This window comes from Methanosarcina hadiensis, from assembly GCF_046529725.1.
GTDB lineage: Archaea > Halobacteriota > Methanosarcinia > Methanosarcinales > Methanosarcinaceae > Methanosarcina > Methanosarcina hadiensis.
Map to the genome: position 1 here is coordinate 252,532 of NZ_CP136241.1, position 16,849 is coordinate 269,380.

A 16,849-nucleotide genomic window follows, 5' to 3' on the forward strand; every position below is an offset into this window, starting at 1 on the left:
CGGAACTTTCTTTTTTAATTTATTTTTAGTATAAGTCAATTGAGTCAAGCTGTGAGCGCAACAGTTCCTGGTGCTTCTTTTCGAGGAATTTGTAGACTGCGCCGTGAGTGGCTCCGTCGAGCAACATCTTTATGGCTGTACGGATTATGGTGTTCTGTTCAGGGTAGCCAAGTATGGATACGGTTTTTCCGTAAACTGAAATCTTGACGTTTATAAGAGTTTCAGCAAGCTCTCTGGTCCGTCCGTTTCTTCCTATAATCCTGCCTTTTACGCGCTGGAGCTCTTTTGGAGTGTTGGCGACATCTGAAAGGTCAATTACTTCAAGCATCAGCATCTCGTCGTCAAGGATCTCAAAGGCTTTTTCCGGACTGAAACCTCTTCCTATGGCTTTGAGGGCTTCAAGAATCCTGAATTCTTTTAATGGATCTCCCTCGCAGGTAACATCGACTTTTCCGCTGTCACTATCGATTTCAAGCTGGCATGCGGTTTTGTCTTCGATGAACTTCTTTGTTTCTCCTTTCGGACCAATAATTACTCCGATTCTTTCTTTGGGGATTTTGACATACTGAGTCATGGTGTTTCCGCCTGTATTTTTGAAAGCAGTTCTTCAGGTTTATCCGTGATCCCATAGCGGCCGAAGAACCTGAGTATGTTTAGCACGTCTCTGTAGAGAAACTCTCTGGCGTTAGGATGTTCCAGGGTTACGGACTGTCCCATATCAATAAAGATAGGGCTCGTATCTGCCGGGTCAATGAGAATATTGTATTCACTCAGGTCAGCATGAACAAGGTTTGCTTCTTTATAGAGAAGGCGCATGTATTCGACGATTCGGTTGTATACTTTATTCACCTCATCGTCCTCCAGAGGCATATTCTTCAACAGAGGATAGGGTGTCTTTTCTTTTCCCATGAACTCCATGATAAGAATATTTTTCTCAGCAATAATCGGTTCAGGCACCCGTACTCCTGCGCTCTTTGCACGCTTCAGGTTTTGCAATTCCTTACGCGTCCATGCAAAAATAATATCTCGCCTGTTATTTCGGATGTTCGTGAAGCGAGGATCTTTCATAATATAGCCATCCATTGCCTTGAAAGTGCTGCTGGCCATCCTGTATATCTTTATTGCCAGTTCTTTTTCCTCGCCTTCTGCATAGAAGACATTGGCTTCCTTTCCGGTACTGATGGCTCCTCCCATTGATTTTATGATGCCTTTATTGGAAAGGGTATAAAGGATTTTAAGGGTAGGGACATCAAATACGTTTTCTTCTACTTTCAGACGGTCAGAGTCTTTTTCTCTTGCCCGTGCTTTGTCTTTAGCGCTATCTATACGCTTTACTTTTTCGTCCAGATCCCTGCTCATATTATCCTTTCAGGTATCCTTTCCTTTCAAGCCAGTCTACCTGTGGCCTTGTGTATTTCCATATTACGTCTGCCTTTTCATTCTGGAATTCCCATGGCACGGCGATAACGACATCTCCTTCTCTAATCCATGTCTTTTTCTTCATCGAGCCCGGAATTCTTCCCATGCGGACAACTCCATCCATACAGCGGAGCCTGAGCCTGTTTGCTCCAAGGAGGCTTTCAACGGTTGCCAGGATCTCATTATTTTCCCTGCGTGGAGTGCGTACTCTTGTTACCGTTTCCTCTGTACTGGGAGCTGCTTTTGATGTAGGTTTCTTTAAGTCTGCCAGTGTGATACCTCGTTATATGTATTTTGTAATTATTATTTTTGTAATTATTATTTCATTTTTTATTTTTATAACCTTAAATATCCCTATATCTCTTTCTCCGGGTTTTAAGGTTATTCGTCGTGCAGCTTTCAACTTCATGCTGTTATTTTAATGCTGCGCTTTTCTGCTATCCTTTAAGCACTTCTTATTATTATTTTTTTCTAAGTAGTCCATGGAGCGATAGGTATATATAATGGATGTGCCTTTGTATGTCTCACACGCAAGACAAGCGTGCACCGCTCTCGAATTATCGATTCCGGAGTGGAAGTTCAGGAATTAAAAAGCAAGATATAATCGTCTGTTATGTTGCTTTTCTTTACAAAATTCTCTGAATGATAAGCTTTATATACTAAAACTGATGTATATGTGTTTCCAGTCTCAGCATGAGTTTCTTTGTGCTGGTTGGTTTTTTCATAGTTAATTGGTTTGAAATTTCGTTCTTGAAAAGGCGAAATAGATATCTTTAAATACTATGGATGCATACATATATATTCCTGATCTAGTATGGTTCTATACATGCTAGGCAGTTTTTTCTCATAGTGATCTGGTGAAGGTCCTCTCTGCTCAACAGGGAGTCAATACCTTTAAATACTATGAGTGCGTAACTCTAACTTCCTGCATCATAAATGCAGAATTACTAATCATTAAAAATGGAGACAGAAGTTGTTTTCTGTCTGACGAGGATTTGTCGGTTCGGTTAATTCCGGGTGATAGTTGTTTCTAAACAATTATCGCGAAACGGACTATTAACTGAATTGATAGTTGTTAGTGCAAGTTTCTGCGACCAAGACCTTTATTTTGAAGTGTGCGATACATTAACAATTCTGGTTGATCCTGCCAGAGGTTACTGCTATCGGTGTTCGCCTAAGCCATGCGAGTCATATGTAGCAATACATGGCGTACTGCTCAGTAACACGTGGATAACCTGCCCTTTGGACCGGCATAACCCCGGGAAACTGGGGATAATTCCGGATAACGCATATGTGCTGGAATGCTTTATGCGTCAAATGGATTCGTCCGCCCAAGGATGGGTCTGCGGCCTATCAGGTAGTAGTGGGTGTAATGTACCTACTAGCCAGCGACGGGTACGGGTTGTGAGAGCAAGAGCCCGGAGATGGATTCTGAGACATGAATCCAGGCCCTACGGGGCGCAGCAGGCGCGAAAACTTTACAATGCGGGAAACCGTGATAAGGGGACACCGAGTGTCAGCATCATATGCTGGCTGTCCAGGTGTGTAAAATACACCTGTTAGCAAGGGCCGGGCAAGACCGGTGCCAGCCGCCGCGGTAACACCGGCGGCCCGAGTGGTGATCGTGATTATTGGGTCTAAAGGGTCCGTAGCCGGTTTGGTCAGTCCTCCGGGAAATCTGATAGCTCAACTATTAGGCTATCGGGGGATACTGCCAGACTTGGAACCGGGAGAGGTAAGAGGTACTACAGGGGTAGGAGTGAAATCTTGTAATCCCTGTGGGACCACCTGTGGCGAAGGCGTCTTACCAGAACGGGTTCGACGGTGAGGGACGAAAGCTGGGGGCACGAACCGGATTAGATACCCGGGTAGTCCCAGCCGTAAACGATGCTCGCTAGGTGTCAGGCATGGCGCGACCGTGTCTGGTGCCGCAGGGAAGCCGTGAAGCGAGCCACCTGGGAAGTACGGCCGCAAGGCTGAAACTTAAAGGAATTGGCGGGGGAGCACAACAACGGGTGGAGCCTGCGGTTTAATTGGACTCAACGCCGGACAACTCACCGGGGACGACAGCAATATGTAGGCCAGGCTGAAGACCTTGCCTGAATCGCTGAGAGGAGGTGCATGGCCGTCGCCAGTTCGTACTGTGAAGCATCCTGTTAAGTCAGGCAACGAGCGAGACCCGTGCCCACTGTTACCAGCATGTCCTCCGGGACGATGGGTACTCTGTGGGGACCGCCGATGTTAAATCGGAGGAAGGTGCGGGCCACGGTAGGTCAGTATGCCCCGAATTTCCCGGGCTACACGCGGGCTACAATGGATGGGACAATGGGTCCCTACCCCGAAAGGGGCTGGTAATCTCACAAACCCATTCGTAGTTCGGATCGAGGGCTGTAACTCGCCCTCGTGAAGCTGGAATCCGTAGTAATCGCGTTTCAATATAGCGCGGTGAATACGTCCCTGCTCCTTGCACACACCGCCCGTCAAACCACCCGAGTGAGGTATGGGTGAGGGCACGGACTCTGTGCCGTGTTCGAACCTGTGCTTTGCAAGGGGGGTTAAGTCGTAACAAGGTAGCCGTAGGGGAATCTGCGGCTGGATCACCTCCTAAGCATAACAATATCACCCGGATGCCGATAAACCGAACAAATCCTCAAATCAGAAATTCAAATGGTTCATTTGAATCCAGATGAATTTCTCCATTATAACAGTTTGTTATTCCAAATAACAAATTTTACAAATCATCAAGTGCACCCGGAAAGTAATTTTTCGGGGAAGGATGGATAGCCTGTGCGGAAACGCAGGCACATGAAGTCGTGTATAGGTGCTGTATATTGAACGCTAACTGGACCTGGTTAGGTATACAAGGAAATATGCTATCAGGTGGATGGCTCGGCTCAAGAGCTGATGAAGGACGTGCCAAGCTGCGATAAGCCCGGGGTAGGTGCATGGAGCCAATGAACCCGGGATCTCCGAATGGGACCTCTCCATAGTGATCAGTAATGATCGGGAACGCTCCGAATTGAAACATCTCAGTAGGAGCGGGAAAAGAAATCAAACGAGATGCCGTAAGTAACGGCGAGTGAAACCGGCACAGTTCAAACCGAATCCCTTCGGGGAAATGTGGTGTTGTAGGGCTGTTCAAAAGTCTCGCGGCAAAACCAAACTTGCCTGGAACGGCAGACCATAGAGTGTGACAGTCACGTAGGTGTAAGCCAACAGATGGGAACATGTCCCTGAGTACCGTGCGTCGGATATCGTGCGGGAATCCGGGGGGCACCAACCTCCAAAACTAAATACTACTTGAGACCGATAGCGAAATAGTAGGGTGACCGAACGCTGAAAAGTACCCCGAGAAGGGAGGTGCAAAGTGCCTGAAACCTGATAGTGATGGAACGATACGGCATGAAAGGATCTCTGATACGAAGGAAGTACCCGCGAGGGTATTGTACGAGTATCACTGCCAGTGTCGTATCTTACGTTTTGAAGAACGGGCCAAGGAGTGTATCTTGATGGCAATGGCTAACCTTTTACCTGGGCAGCCGAAGCGAAAGCAACATGTGCGCAACCCTCGGGTGAGGCACGACGTATACAAGTGCGTGGAGTCATCGGGGTACGACCCGAAGCCAGGTGATCTAGGCGTGGGCAGGTTGAAGCGTGGCGAAAGCTACGTGGAGGACCGCAAGCGGTGTTGATCTGCAAATCATTCGTGTGACCTGCGTCTCGTAGTGAAATGCTAATCTAACCTGGCATCCGCTGGTTCCTTCCGAAACATGTCGCAGCATGACCTGACTGGAGATTGTCGGTGGAGTAGAGCACTGATTGGCGGTTCCGGGGGGGAAACCCCTCGCCCGCTTGTCAAACTCCAAACCCACCGTCATCAAAGAAAGTCGGAGTCCGGACTGCTGGGGTAAGCTTGTAGTCCGTAAGGGAGACAACCCAGCCCGTGGTTAAGGTCCCCAAGTGTCGACTAAGTGTAAACGCTAAAGGGCGTCCCAAGCCCAAGACAGCTGGAAGGTTAGCTTAGAAGCAGCTACCCTTCAAAGAGTGCGTAACAGCTCACCAGTCGAGGTTTGGGGCCCCGAAAATTGACGGGGCTCAAGTCGACCACCGATACCACGGAGTACCGCAAGGTAATCTCGTAGGAAGGCGTTGTGTTCGGACTGAAGCAGGGCTGTGAAGTCCTGTGGACCGTTCACAAACGAAAATCTTGGTAATAGTAGCAGCATAGCAGGGTGAGAATCCCTGCCGCCGAAGGGGCCAGGTTTCCTCGGCAATGTTCGTCAGCCGAGGGTTAGTCGGTCCTAAGACGTACCGTAATTCGAGTACGCCAAAAGGGAAACAGGTTAATATTCCTGTACCATTTAGCACTGAGTCTGACGTCTCAGGGCAGGCCGAGCGGCGTCGTCGCGCCGTCTAAGCAGCGAATCCTGTGGAGAGCCGTAATGGCGAGAAGCGGGCGAATCTGTTATGGCAACAGTCGGCTGCACCCAGGGACCCGTGAAAAGGCAGCTAAATGTCCGTACCGAGAACTGACACAGGTGCCCCTAGCTGAAAAGGCTAAGGCGTGTCGGAGTAATCCAGTTAAGGGAATTCGGCAAATTAGCTCCGTAACTTCGGGATAAGGAGTGCCTGCTGTGAAGACAGCAGGTCGCAGTGACCAGGGGGCTCTAACTGTCTAATACCAACATAGGAAATTGCAAATCCGTAAGGACTAGTACAATTTCTGAATCCTGCTCAGTGCAGGTACCTGAAACCCCGGTTCAACGGGAAGAAGGGCCTGTAAACAGCGGGGGTAACTATGACCCTCTTAAGGTAGCGTAGTACCTTGTCGCTTAATTGGCGACTTGCATGAATGGATCAATGAGAGCCCTACTGTCCCTAACTGGAGTCCGGTGAAGCTTACATTCTAGTGCACAGTCTAGAGACCTCTAGGGGGAAGTGAAGACCCCGTGGAGCTTTACTGCAGCCTGTCGCTGGGTTGTGGTTCTGGATGTACAGAGTAGGTAGGAGGCGTCGAAGCGGGTGCGCCAGCATCCGTGGAGCCAACGTTGGGACACTACCCTTCTGGGACTACGACCCTAACTCTGCGAAGAGGACCCCGATAGGTGGGCAGTTTGCCTGGGGCGGGACGCCCTTGAAAAGATATCAAGGGCGCGCAATGGTTGACTCAAGCGGGTCGGAAACTCGCTGAAGAGTGTAAGAGTATAAGTCAGCCTGACGTTATTCAGCATAGCAGTGGATGACGAGACGAAAGTCGGTTCTAGCGAACTTTTGTGCCTCCTTGGTGGGGGCCAAAAATGACAGAAAAGTTACCCCGGGGATAATTGAGTCGTTGCCGGCAAGAGTACATATCGACCCGGCAGCTTGCTACCTCGATGTCGGTTCTTTCCATCCTGGCCGTGCAGCAGCGGCCAAGGGTGAGGTTGTTCGCCTATTAAAGGAGATCGTGAGCTGGGTTTAGACCGTCGTGAGACAGGTCGGTTACTATCTACTAGAGGTGCACGAGGTCTGCGGGTAAGCTGCTTTTAGTACGAGAGGAACCAAGCAGCGGCGCCACTGGTGTACCGGTTGTCTGACAAGGCATCGCCGGGCAGCTACGCGCTAAGGAATAAGAGCTGAATGCATCTAAGCTCGAACTCTGACCTAAAAAGAGACCTCATTAAGGATTCCGGTAAAAGACCGGTTTGATAGAAACGGGATGTAAGCACCAAGGCAACGAGGTGTTCAGTCCGCGTTAACTAACTATCCGTTCCTTCACCTAATTCAGGTCCAGGCGAAATTCAGTATGCAGCACTAAACACGACTTTCTTATTCCACAATCCATTTTATATGTTGAGTTTGGCGGCCATAGCGGCAGGGCAACTCCTGTACCCATCCCGAACACAGAAGATAAGCCTGTCCACGTTCCTTACTGTACTGAAGTGTGCGAGCCTTCGGGAACTCTGGATCGCTGCCAGACTCACCTTATAATACCTTATTTTAAAATCAATTTTAAATTACTTTTCTGAACGTTTTTCTGATATTTTTCAAGAATCCTTTAGTTCTAAATTCTATTTTCTATGCTTTTTGTTTAAGTCCTCTTGAGCGAAGCGAAAAGGACGCGTACTCCCGAGGCGCAATTCGGGGAGCGAAGCGAAAAGGACGCGTACTCCCGAGGCGCAATTCGGGTTCGGCAACTCTGGATCGCTGCCAAGCTCACCTTATAATTTTCCTAATTCTCAACTGATTTTAACTGCTTATTCTGATATTGTTTTTCTGATATTTTCTTTCTGATCATAATCCCATTGACTTTTTTTATCTACTTTGTCTACTTGAGCGAAGCTTAGTATCAATATCTTTAATTAGCCCTTTAGTGAAGCGAGATTTTTTCTTAGAATACATCCATCCAGCCTTTGATAAATACTACAAGTATAATCAGGGGAAGCACATAACTCACATAAGGTTTAAGCCATTTTGGAAACTTGATACCTTCCCTGCATCCGCTTCTTCCCTAAAGCTATTCCATCCCCAGCCTGACCTTCTGGTACAGAAAAGAACAAAGACAATGGCTCCTATCGGAAGAAGGTTATAGCTCAGGACGAAATCCTCCAGGTCAAGAATTAATTTGCCTTCCTCAAAAAGTGAAAAACTGCTCCAGGGACCGAAACCAAGTGCACACGGAAGAGATCGGATGAAGATCCCAATCCTGTTTATTAGACAATTTTTTTCTTTTCTATCTCCATTCATCAATTGTAAAGGCCGTGATATTCTCAATTACTCTCAGCTTCATTAACCACCCAATCTCAAACTCATGAAAACGGTATTAAGAGTTATCCGAAAAGTCAACAACGCATGTTGAAAAGCCATAATAAATCCATAATAGGGTATCCGTTGCAGTTTTGCATATTGCATATTGTAAAAGCTACATACAGTAATGGCTTTTCGGATAGGCTCTAAAACTTTTGTTGATCGAGACATTAGACTTATTTTAGGATAAACTCTACATATTGCTACATTATTTTGAGTTACGGCAAAGGGAATGAGTTAAAAGTATTAGATTCAAAGTCTAGTTAGTAGGAGTTCGCACGTTCTGATCACACCTTTCGCACCAAACTTTAAATTAATCTTATTTTTGCTAAAGTTAACTAATTTTTAATGTTAAAATCTATCTAAAAAGCCAATAACGGCACATTGAAAGGTTGGAATGGGATACATTTTCTCTATTTGGAAGGCTACTTGCTGATTATTAAAAAAGTTATAGGACTTTTCTCAAAGTTGTTCAGAAATTAATACCGTTTAAGTCATAGACTTTCTAAATATTAATAAAAAAGGAAATGTTAATAAATCTGAGTGTACTCCAATTTACACAAGATATATTAAATGTATTAAACTTTGATACAAATGTAACCCGAGCACTTATATTTATGCACAAATTGTTATAAATGTTCATGATTTGGTTGCCTCAGTACAACAAGCAAATATAAGGTAAGGAAAAGATGAAAACTCTAAAACTATTTGGTTATATTTCAGTAGCTTTAATTTGCGTTCTCACTTTAATATTCATAATACTCTATTATTATTTAGAAACTAGCAGTTCAATAAATATGCTTAATAAAGTTCAAGCTTTAACTTCTTTTCTTTCTCTCTTGTTTGGCTCAGCTGCGGCGATTGGAGGAGCAATTGCCACCATACAGGCTGCCTCTCTAGGATTAGAAATATCAAAAGCTCAAGAGTTACGAGATAGCACTGCTTTCTTGGAAGAAAGAGCATCAAACTCTATAAAATTATTCAGTAATCTACTTGTTTCTATCAGTGCACTGTATCCATATGGTATTAGCTTAGAGCATGCAACAATAGGAGACTTGGATGAACTAGAGAAAATGGTTACTCAAGAAAGCCCTCAAAGTGTACAAAAAGATATATATACTATCTAAGAAGATCGGGGATGTAGAGGAAGCAATTAAAAATGTTTTGCGAGATGAGTTTTCAAATTATTGTATCCAAGAGCAGGCCTCGATATTTAATGGAAAATTATCTTTTATATCTAAAACATTGATGGATATTGGTGTTCCCAAAAATGAAGCAGATATCTCCATTAAAGACCTTTCCAGCATAGTCTCTTTCTTTGAGATTGCAAGACTAAATCTTGAGAAATACAGTGGATCAACTCTTGTCATTGCGAGACTAAGCACAGTTTGCCCAAAATTACAACCATTCTATAAGGATTACGAGGATTCAAGTGTAAGTAGCTTTTTCTTTCTTGGAAATCTTATATTTGTATTTCAGAATCTGGCTGAAAAGAACGGTAAAGAAATAGATGCAAAGGAGAAACTATTCATAGCTTCATATGGAGCTGCAATTCTTCACGACCTAATAAAAATAATCCCTAGAGACAATGAAATTTCTAGTTATCTTAAAAAAGATATCCCTTAATTAATTCAACTTTAGAAACTCATAGAGTATACTTTGACCCGAATTACATTAGTTCTAGACCGCTTCTTAGTGCGATTGAAAATGCTGAACAAATCGGTAAAAGAATTGGGGATCTCTATATTGTTGTAGCAGATGGTTCTTGCTTAACAACTAAAGAGAAAGAAGATTGTCTACAGAAGTAAAACCTGTATGGAGACTTCATGCAACCTAAATACAGGATTAGGATATTACTATATTATTTTAGACATTAACAAAAAAGTGGTCTGTAGAATCTTAGAGCTAATTCTAGATCCAAAATATAGTATTTTACTCTCAACTTCATAACCATCTTCCAAATAATGAAAAAATGGCTAAAACTTTTGTTGATCTAGGCATAAAACTAATTTAAGTATAAGCTTATAAAATATAATCTAACTTATGTATTTTTTTCTATTTTTGTGAAGATAATATTAGTGTAGAATTCTTGGATAAATTAGCTAAAAAATTCTAATGCTTCTGACAACATATTTTCCTGCGAGATTTTAAGATATACCTTGAAAAAGGTATCTTGAGAACAAAATGTTGATAACAGCTTTTTTAAGATTAAGATCAAACAAAACAACTCAAAAATAAGGCATATAAAATCAAACTTTGTAAAATGAAGAAAAGGAATCAGGCAGAAGAGAGTGCCACAATGGCTTCTGCCAGATCTCCATTTGAGTCTTTCAGGGCTTTCCTGGCTTCTTCTTCTGAGACGCCGGTCTGCTCCATTACAAGTTTAATATCTTCGGCAGGGATTTCCAGAGATTTGGGGACTTCCTTTGCATCGCCTACAATCTGATATGTTTCCGAACCCTGGACTGTCATTATAGTGACGTTTGCGTTCTCAATAATAATGTTGGAGTCTGCAGTCTTTATAACAACTTCTTCAACATCCTTAAGTTCCTTAACATCAATCCCCATCTGCTTCATCATCTGCTTCATTTTAGCCGGGTTCATTCCCCGGCCTCCCACGCCTCCCATTCCTGGAAACATAGATTTCCCTTCTCCTCTGTATTATTTCTTTATTTGCTTCTTCAGGTTCGGGTACTTTATGTATTCAGCGCAGTCTGGCTTATTTAGTGGCAGCCGCCACATGTACCGCATCCGCCGCCTGCGCTGGGGTTGCGGATAAGGAAACCTTTTCCGTTTTCATCTTCGATGTAGTCGATGCTGCCCTCAGAGAAGCTTCTTTCGATATCCTTTGCCATTACCAGCTTTATTCCATTGCTTTCCATAGTGACGTCGTCTTCTTTAACTTCCTCGTCGAGGGCCAGTCCGTACTGTATTCCACTGCAGGCTACTCCAGCAACAAAGATCCTGAGCGCAAGGTCAGGCTTGCCTTCCTGTTCCAGCAGTGTTTTGAGTTCTGCTGCAGCTTTTTCTGTTACTTCGATCATTTATATGCACCTCTTTTTTTATTTTGATAAATTTAAAACCTGAACTATTTTAGTTTTTAAAGAATGCCATCCGTTACAGCTTACAGATAACTCCCAAGCATTATATAATCTTGCATCGAAAACATATAATGCTTGTGTGAAATGGCATCTTTTTTCCCCTGAAAAAGCCATATTAAGAAGTATTGATAAGCAGATGGCGGACTTTTTCATGAAAGTCCTTTTTTCTCCCAATATGTAAATATATTTTCTATATTATATATTTTTCTTCTGATAGATTTTCTGGCTCTTCCTTACAGGAATTCAGCATCTTCATCCACAGGCTCTTCAAGGACACTGGCGTTGTAAGCGTTGATCTCAAGAGAATTTCGTTTTCCTTTTACTTCCCACACCGGGATATAAACAAGATCCATACTGAGTTCTATTTCATCAGCCTTTGGGCTAATGCTTTTATGTTCATAGATAACTGCCTGCCCTTCAAGATTATTAAAGCGCATCTCGCGTGTATTTTCCTGTATAATTAAATCGAGAACTATCTTTTCTGCCTGCTTTTTATCTACATTCGGCCGTTTTACCTCATACTCTACTGCTGGAATTCTGGTCGGTATTCCAAGCCCCTCTATTTCCATATTTTCTTTTGACTTGTTCAGAGCGTTGAGAAAACCTTTTCCTTCCCCTGTGATACACACAACTTTTGACCTGAACTTTTTTTCTGCTTCAACATTGTAAGAATACTTCCAGAAAGGCACGAATTTTAATATAGCATCTTTAGGGTTGCTCAGGTAGGGTTTTGCGATAACAATAGCCTGATCTTTAGAAATTTTGGGTCCAACAGATTGAATGTTAAGCGTTTCATACTGTTCAACACTGGAAGCTTCATTTTCTTCCAGTCTTCTAAAGGGCTTTTTCTCCTCAACCGGGGGCACAATTCTTGATTCAAAATAAACTCTTTTTGCTTCTCTCTGCACTTCTTGAAGCGATACAAGTCCCCCAGCAGAGCAGGGCTCCTGTTCGAAGCTTTCCTCCTCCCAGCTATCTATGGCAAGCTCAGAAGCAGAAGCTGGTTGGTCCTGATAATCCATAGAGGACAGTCCGGATTCTGTCTGACAATCTTTGGATTTTCTTTCCATATTTGCCAGGACAGCTCTTCCTATCTGAAGGGCCAGTTCATCCCTGTCCCAGATGTATATCCCGAGTTCTGCAGCATAATCGGTTAGTTCTCCAGACGTTTTCTGGGTTATTACATAAATTCCTGTGCAACCTCTTATCTTTTCAGAAAAAGCTTTTATTTCCTCACAGTCTGGCGTCAAGGCACACATGACATACGCCTTATGCCCGTTTTTCTCTACAAGAATGTCGTACTGACTGGATATTATAACATTGTATCCGGATGATTTAAAAATATCAACAAGGAGGTCTAAAAGGTCTTGCTTCATGATTCTCACTTTCTTATGTCCTGCACAGCTAAAATAGTTTTTGTTTACAATTTAAATATAATTATCTCAAGACTTATTATACCGTATGTTTCCTTCTATGTTTAAATTCTCCCTTCCAAATGTACAACTATATAAGAAATCAAATCCTAAACAGGTATGTATGAGTGGGATACGGCTTGGAAGGGATTCGTTTCATACCTATGAAGAGGGAATAAAAAAAGAATGGATTATAGGAAATGGGATTGGAGGATATGCTTCATCTACAGTCATAGGAGCCGGGGCAAGGACTTATCACGGGCTTCTTGTAGCAGCTCCGCAGAATTCACCTGGCAGGGTCTTACTGCTTTCCTCTCTGGACGAAGAGCTTTCTCTTAATGAAGAGGTTTACCAGCTTGCAACCCATAAATATCCAGGTACAGTTTATCCAGAAGGGCTCACCTATCTTTCCAAATTTATTCTTGCACCTGCTCCTCTCTGGGTTTACCAGCCCGGAGACTTTACCATGAAAAAAAAGATTTTCATGGTCCATAATAGTAATATGACCTGTATTCTTTATGAGGTCAGATGCCGCAGAGAAGGGGCTTTATTGAGGATCTCTCCTCTGGTAAACGCAAGAAGTTTCCACGGAACCACCCGTTCTAAGGATATTTCATTTTCTCAAAGGACCGAAACCAATGGAGTGAAACTGGAAAGTTCCAATGGTTTTACTTTCTGGCTCTCGTCCAATCTTCATTACCATGCCGATCCAAAATGGTACTACAACTTCGAATATGATATTGAAAAAGAACGGGGGCTTGCTTTCCAGGAAGATAACTTCAATCCGGGTTATTTTGAGAGTAAACTTAAATTGGGAACCTCTTATTTTTTTATTGCCGCTTCAACTGAGAACATTTCTTCACTAACTCTAGAAAAAGCTGAAGAATTTTATACCCGAGAGATTTATAGACAGAACCTTTTCGCTTTCAACTCAAGGCTTACCGAACCATTTGCCCTCAAGCTTCTCAGGGCAACCGACCCTTTTATCGTAAAACATCCTCTCACAGGTGAAAAAACGATAATCGCAGGTTATCCATGGTTTTCAGACTGGGGGAGGGATGCAATGATCTCTTTGCCTGGCCTTGTTTTGATCCCACGCCGTTTTGAGGACGCCAGATCAATCCTTAAAAATTTTGCCAGCAACTGCAGGCGGGGTTTGATTCCCAATAATTTCCCGGCTTTCGGAGGAGAGCCCATTTACAATACAGTCGATGCATCGCTGTGGTTTATTCATGCTCTGAGCCGTTATTTTGCATATACGGAAGATTTTCTGTTCCTCTCAGATATCTGGAAGACAGTCGAGGATATAATCGATAACTATAGCAGAGGGACGGATTTCGGGATTCGGATGGATTCCGATTATCTTATCCGGCATGGTCCTCAACTTACCTGGATGGATGCTAAAGTAAATGATGTTCCTGTGACTCCAAGGGCATGTAAAGCCTGCGAAATTAATGCTCTGTGGTATAATGCTCTCAGAACTGCTTGTAGAATGGGGGATCTCCTCGGCAAAGAGACATCTTCGTACGAATCTCTTGCAGCCGGGGTAGCCTCTAATTTTGAAATGGTCTTCTGGAACCCTGAAGCTAACTGCCTCTTTGATACCGTATCTGAAGATGGGGCAGGAAATCAGATTAAAGATCCTTCAATCCGTCCGAACCAGATTTTTGCAGTTGCGCTCCCTTACACAATGCTATCTCCTGAAAAAGAAAAAGCTATTGTGGACAGAGTGGAAAAGGATCTGCTCACTCCTTTCGGGCTAAGGACACTTTCAATGGACAATCCTTCTTATACAGGACTTTACAGGGGCGGATCTGAATCCAGAGACTCAGCTTATCATAATGGGACGGTCTGGCCATGGCTTCTCGGACCCTATGTTAAAGCTTACCGGAAAGTGCACAACTATTCAAAAAAAAGCCTTGAGGATATGCGTGCCCTTCTCCAGGGCTTTGACCCCCATCTTGAAACTGCAGGTATAGGTACGGTTTCAGAAGTTTTCGATGGCGATTTCCCTTACTCTCCTGGAGGCTGCATAGCCCAGGCATGGAGCGTTGCAGAGATTCTAAGAGCATATGTGGAGGATGTCCTGGGGATTAAACCATAATGGATTTTGCTTTTTAAATATCTCAAAAAAAGAAATTTTTTGTCCTTTAAAGGACATGAATTTTTAAATTTTTTAACTTACTTTTCTAATTATATTTTTGACTCATTTTTTAGGTTTAGCAACTCTTACAGTAGCCTTATCAGTTCCCACAGCGTTTTTATCATCTGTTACCTTGAGGGTGACAGTATAGGTTCCTGTAGCTAAGTATATGTGTTTTGTAGTTGCACCTGAACCTGTGCTTCCGTCCCCGAAGTCCCAATTATATGATGCAATACTTCCGTCAGAATCATACGAAGCTGAACCATCAAAAGTTACTGCAGTCCCTGTGGTACCGGTATAGGGACCTCCAGCTTCAGCTACTGGCGGATTGTTTACAGGTTGTTGACCTTGGATGTAATCAAGTGAGGCTTTTGCATTAATTAGCCCGTATCCGTAACTTGTGTCCCATCCATTTGCTCCCAAATCCTTTGTTGTAGACTCAATTGCAGCTCTTACTTCATCGGGCTCGTTTGCTCCTCTGGATATCAACAAGGCGGCAACACCTGACACATGTGGGGTTGCCATGGAAGTGCCTGAAAAGAACCAGAAACCAAAGTCTTTAGGGTTTTTAGTATTGGGGTTGAATGTATTCTGGAGGATTCCATCTCCATATCCATCTCCATCCCTGTCAATCCCATCGCCCCCAGGAGCCACAACATCAATAGCACCTCCGTAATTTGAATAATCTGCCAGTGATCTTTCAGAGTTGATAGCCCCAACAGCGATGCATTTTTCATAGGCTGCAGGATAGCTGACCGTTCCAGTTGCATCATTCCCTGCGGCTGCAACTATTGTAACTCCTTTACTATATGCATAGTAGAGAGCATCGTCAAGAACCTTGCCCGGGTAATATCCGGGGGGATATCCAAGACTCATACTTATAATCTTTGCACCGTTATTTGTTGCGAAATATATCCCATCAACGAGCTGCTGGAGTGTACCACTTCCCTGTTTATTAAGGACTTTTACGGGCATTATGGAACATCCATAAGCCATACCAGCCACACCATAATTGTTATTGGTACTCTGGGCTATGGTTCCGGTTACATGGGTCCCGTGGGAGTTATCGTCGTTTGGGTGAGCATCATTATTGACAAAGTCATAACCTGAAACAAAATTTGTGTTCGCAAGGTCAGGAGCTTTTCTGTATATGGAGTAGTCTTCGTATGCAACTCCTGTATCAAGCACTGCAACGATCACTCCGTCTCCTGTGGAAATATCCCATGCAGGCTCAAGGTTAACTCCACCACCGGATCCTGTTTCTGATGACTTGAAATTCCACTGGTACTTATATAATAAGTCATTGGGTACCATAAACGCGTTCGTAACGGCATTCGGTACGGCGTATTCAACATTCGGATTTTTGCTGTAGGTCTCTACCATTTCTTCAACAGTTTTTGTTGCTGGGATTTTTAATATCTTGAACCCTGCGTAAGGGCTGGTATAAGTCACCTGTGCCCCATACCCACCGTTAATACTCTTTATTTTTTCTTCAGAAATTCCCGGGCTAAACTTCACAAGGATTTCTCCTGGTACATACCTCTGGTCACCGGGTACATCGACTGTTGATTTTTCAAAGATATCATAAGATTCGCTATCCACTGCATAAACTGGAATGATCAGCCCTATTAACAATCCACACAGTATTACGAGAAGCAAAATCATGCTTCTAAATTTGAAACTCATTCTTCTCACCCACAAATTCAATAATTTGCTGCCATCTATATTTTTTTTAGACACAAAGGCTAAAATTTGTCTCTTCCAGAACATTTTAGATAACTAAAATATATATATCTTTGTAAATTTTATTGCTTATTTTACATAATTGAGATATTATCATCTTTTGGCAGAGTAGGATATTATTTCCAGGATGAGATTTAATTTCAATACTTTAAATGTATATAGAGAAATATTCTTAGAGAATGGTGATAAAAATGCCTTTAAATTGCTTTTTTCGTTTTTTTAAAAAAGATTATGGTTTTTTCATA

13 protein-coding genes and 3 rRNA genes are annotated in these 16,849 nt (G+C 43.2%); 6 read left to right on the forward strand and 10 right to left on the reverse strand.

Annotation, left to right across the window (positions count from 1 at the left end):
- Positions 1-25: 25 nt before the first annotated feature.
- Genes RSJ42_RS01110 through RSJ42_RS01125 form a run of 4 tightly spaced genes read right to left on the reverse strand, consistent with a single transcriptional unit; the run spans position 26 to position 1,828 of the window.
- On the reverse strand, positions 26-574 hold the full coding sequence (locus RSJ42_RS01110; protein ID WP_410508909.1) for a KH domain-containing protein: 549 nt from the start codon (positions 572-574) through the stop codon (positions 26-28).
- The gene (locus tag RSJ42_RS01115) at positions 571-1,359 is read right to left on the reverse strand and encodes a serine protein kinase RIO (protein WP_410508910.1); all 789 of its coding nucleotides are present in this window, start codon (positions 1,357-1,359) and stop codon (positions 571-573) included. The genes RSJ42_RS01110 and RSJ42_RS01115 overlap by 4 nt, the downstream gene beginning before the upstream one ends.
- A gap of 1 nt (position 1,360) precedes the next feature.
- Positions 1,361-1,696 (reverse strand): translation initiation factor eIF-1A, encoded by a 336-nt coding sequence (gene eif1A / locus RSJ42_RS01120; RefSeq protein ID WP_410510280.1) that lies wholly within the window; start codon positions 1,694-1,696, stop codon positions 1,361-1,363.
- A gap of 6 nt (positions 1,697-1,702) precedes the next feature.
- Positions 1,703-1,828, reverse strand: a complete 126-nt coding sequence (locus RSJ42_RS01125; RefSeq protein ID WP_410508911.1) for a hypothetical protein — start codon at positions 1,826-1,828, stop codon at positions 1,703-1,705.
- A 722-nt stretch (positions 1,829-2,550) separates the two neighbouring features.
- On the opposite strand from RSJ42_RS01125, the gene RSJ42_RS01130 reads away from it, so the two are divergent.
- The 3 genes from RSJ42_RS01130 to rrf all read left to right on the forward strand — a co-directional run bounded on the left by RSJ42_RS01130 (position 2,551) and on the right by rrf (position 7,378).
- Positions 2,551-4,025: ribosomal RNA gene (locus tag RSJ42_RS01130) — 16S ribosomal RNA — on the forward strand.
- 250 nt (positions 4,026-4,275) lie between these two features.
- Positions 4,276-7,180 (forward strand): 23S ribosomal RNA (locus RSJ42_RS01135).
- A gap of 76 nt (positions 7,181-7,256) precedes the next feature.
- A 5S ribosomal RNA gene (gene rrf / locus RSJ42_RS01140) occupies positions 7,257-7,378 on the forward strand.
- The 16S, 23S and 5S rRNA genes sit together here, the layout of an rRNA operon.
- A gap of 473 nt (positions 7,379-7,851) precedes the next feature.
- Here rrf and RSJ42_RS01145 read toward each other — a convergent pair.
- On the reverse strand, positions 7,852-8,145 hold the full coding sequence (locus RSJ42_RS01145; RefSeq protein ID WP_410508912.1) for a hypothetical protein: 294 nt from the start codon (positions 8,143-8,145) through the stop codon (positions 7,852-7,854).
- A gap of 749 nt (positions 8,146-8,894) precedes the next feature.
- On the opposite strand from RSJ42_RS01145, the gene RSJ42_RS01150 reads away from it, so the two are divergent.
- Both RSJ42_RS01150 and RSJ42_RS01155 read left to right on the forward strand, forming a co-directional pair.
- On the forward strand, positions 8,895-9,332 hold the full coding sequence (locus RSJ42_RS01150) for a hypothetical protein (protein WP_410508913.1): 438 nt from the start codon (positions 8,895-8,897) through the stop codon (positions 9,330-9,332).
- Positions 9,304-9,831 (forward strand): hypothetical protein, encoded by a 528-nt coding sequence (locus RSJ42_RS01155; RefSeq protein WP_410508914.1) that lies wholly within the window; start codon positions 9,304-9,306, stop codon positions 9,829-9,831. The genes RSJ42_RS01150 and RSJ42_RS01155 overlap by 29 nt, the downstream gene beginning before the upstream one ends.
- Before the next feature lie 651 nt (positions 9,832-10,482).
- Here the strand turns inward: RSJ42_RS01155 and RSJ42_RS01160 are convergent.
- From RSJ42_RS01160 to RSJ42_RS01175, 4 genes are all read right to left on the reverse strand, one after another.
- The gene (locus RSJ42_RS01160) at positions 10,483-10,845 is read right to left on the reverse strand and encodes a nascent polypeptide-associated complex protein (protein WP_410508915.1); all 363 of its coding nucleotides are present in this window, start codon (positions 10,843-10,845) and stop codon (positions 10,483-10,485) included.
- An 83-nt stretch (positions 10,846-10,928) separates the two neighbouring features.
- Positions 10,929-11,249, reverse strand: coding sequence for a HesB/IscA family protein (locus tag RSJ42_RS01165; protein WP_410508916.1), 321 nt, complete (start codon positions 11,247-11,249; stop codon positions 10,929-10,931).
- Positions 11,250-11,267: 18 nt separating this feature from the next.
- The gene (locus RSJ42_RS01170; protein WP_410508917.1) at positions 11,268-11,480 is read right to left on the reverse strand and encodes a hypothetical protein; all 213 of its coding nucleotides are present in this window, start codon (positions 11,478-11,480) and stop codon (positions 11,268-11,270) included.
- A 59-nt stretch (positions 11,481-11,539) separates the two neighbouring features.
- The gene (locus RSJ42_RS01175; protein WP_410508918.1) at positions 11,540-12,682 is read right to left on the reverse strand and encodes a hypothetical protein; all 1,143 of its coding nucleotides are present in this window, start codon (positions 12,680-12,682) and stop codon (positions 11,540-11,542) included.
- A 160-nt stretch (positions 12,683-12,842) separates the two neighbouring features.
- Here RSJ42_RS01175 and RSJ42_RS01180 point away from each other — a divergent pair, with 160 nt between their 5' ends.
- Complete coding sequence (locus tag RSJ42_RS01180; protein WP_410508919.1) at positions 12,843-14,822, forward strand: amylo-alpha-1,6-glucosidase; 1,980 nt, start codon at positions 12,843-12,845, stop codon at positions 14,820-14,822.
- A gap of 102 nt (positions 14,823-14,924) precedes the next feature.
- Here RSJ42_RS01180 and RSJ42_RS01185 read toward each other — a convergent pair whose 3' ends face one another.
- On the reverse strand, positions 14,925-16,547 hold the full coding sequence (locus tag RSJ42_RS01185) for a S8 family serine peptidase (RefSeq protein WP_410508920.1): 1,623 nt from the start codon (positions 16,545-16,547) through the stop codon (positions 14,925-14,927).
- Positions 16,548-16,849: the final 302 nt, after the last annotated feature.

What these genes read in the sequence shown, in the direction of transcription:
- RSJ42_RS01180 (WP_410508919.1), top strand. Translation starts at nt 12,843, where the DNA reads ATGAGTGGGATACGGCTTGGAAGGGATTCGTTTCATACCTATGAAGAG.
- RSJ42_RS01165 (WP_410508916.1), bottom strand. Translation starts at nt 11,249, where the DNA reads ATGATCGAAGTAACAGAAAAAGCTGCAGCAGAACTCAAAACACTGCTG.
- RSJ42_RS01115 (WP_410508910.1), bottom strand. Translation starts at nt 1,359, where the DNA reads ATGAGCAGGGATCTGGACGAAAAAGTAAAGCGTATAGATAGCGCTAAA.
- RSJ42_RS01185 (WP_410508920.1), bottom strand. Translation starts at nt 16,547, where the DNA reads ATGAGTTTCAAATTTAGAAGCATGATTTTGCTTCTCGTAATACTGTGT.
- RSJ42_RS01125 (WP_410508911.1), bottom strand. Translation starts at nt 1,828, where the DNA reads ATGAAGTTGAAAGCTGCACGACGAATAACCTTAAAACCCGGAGAAAGA.
- RSJ42_RS01150 (WP_410508913.1), top strand. Translation starts at nt 8,895, where the DNA reads ATGAAAACTCTAAAACTATTTGGTTATATTTCAGTAGCTTTAATTTGC.
- RSJ42_RS01175 (WP_410508918.1), bottom strand. Translation starts at nt 12,682, where the DNA reads ATGAAGCAAGACCTTTTAGACCTCCTTGTTGATATTTTTAAATCATCC.
- RSJ42_RS01145 (WP_410508912.1), bottom strand. Translation starts at nt 8,145, where the DNA reads ATGAATGGAGATAGAAAAGAAAAAAATTGTCTAATAAACAGGATTGGG.
- RSJ42_RS01110 (WP_410508909.1), bottom strand. Translation starts at nt 574, where the DNA reads ATGACTCAGTATGTCAAAATCCCCAAAGAAAGAATCGGAGTAATTATT.
- RSJ42_RS01160 (WP_410508915.1), bottom strand. Translation starts at nt 10,845, where the DNA reads ATGTTTCCAGGAATGGGAGGCGTGGGAGGCCGGGGAATGAACCCGGCT.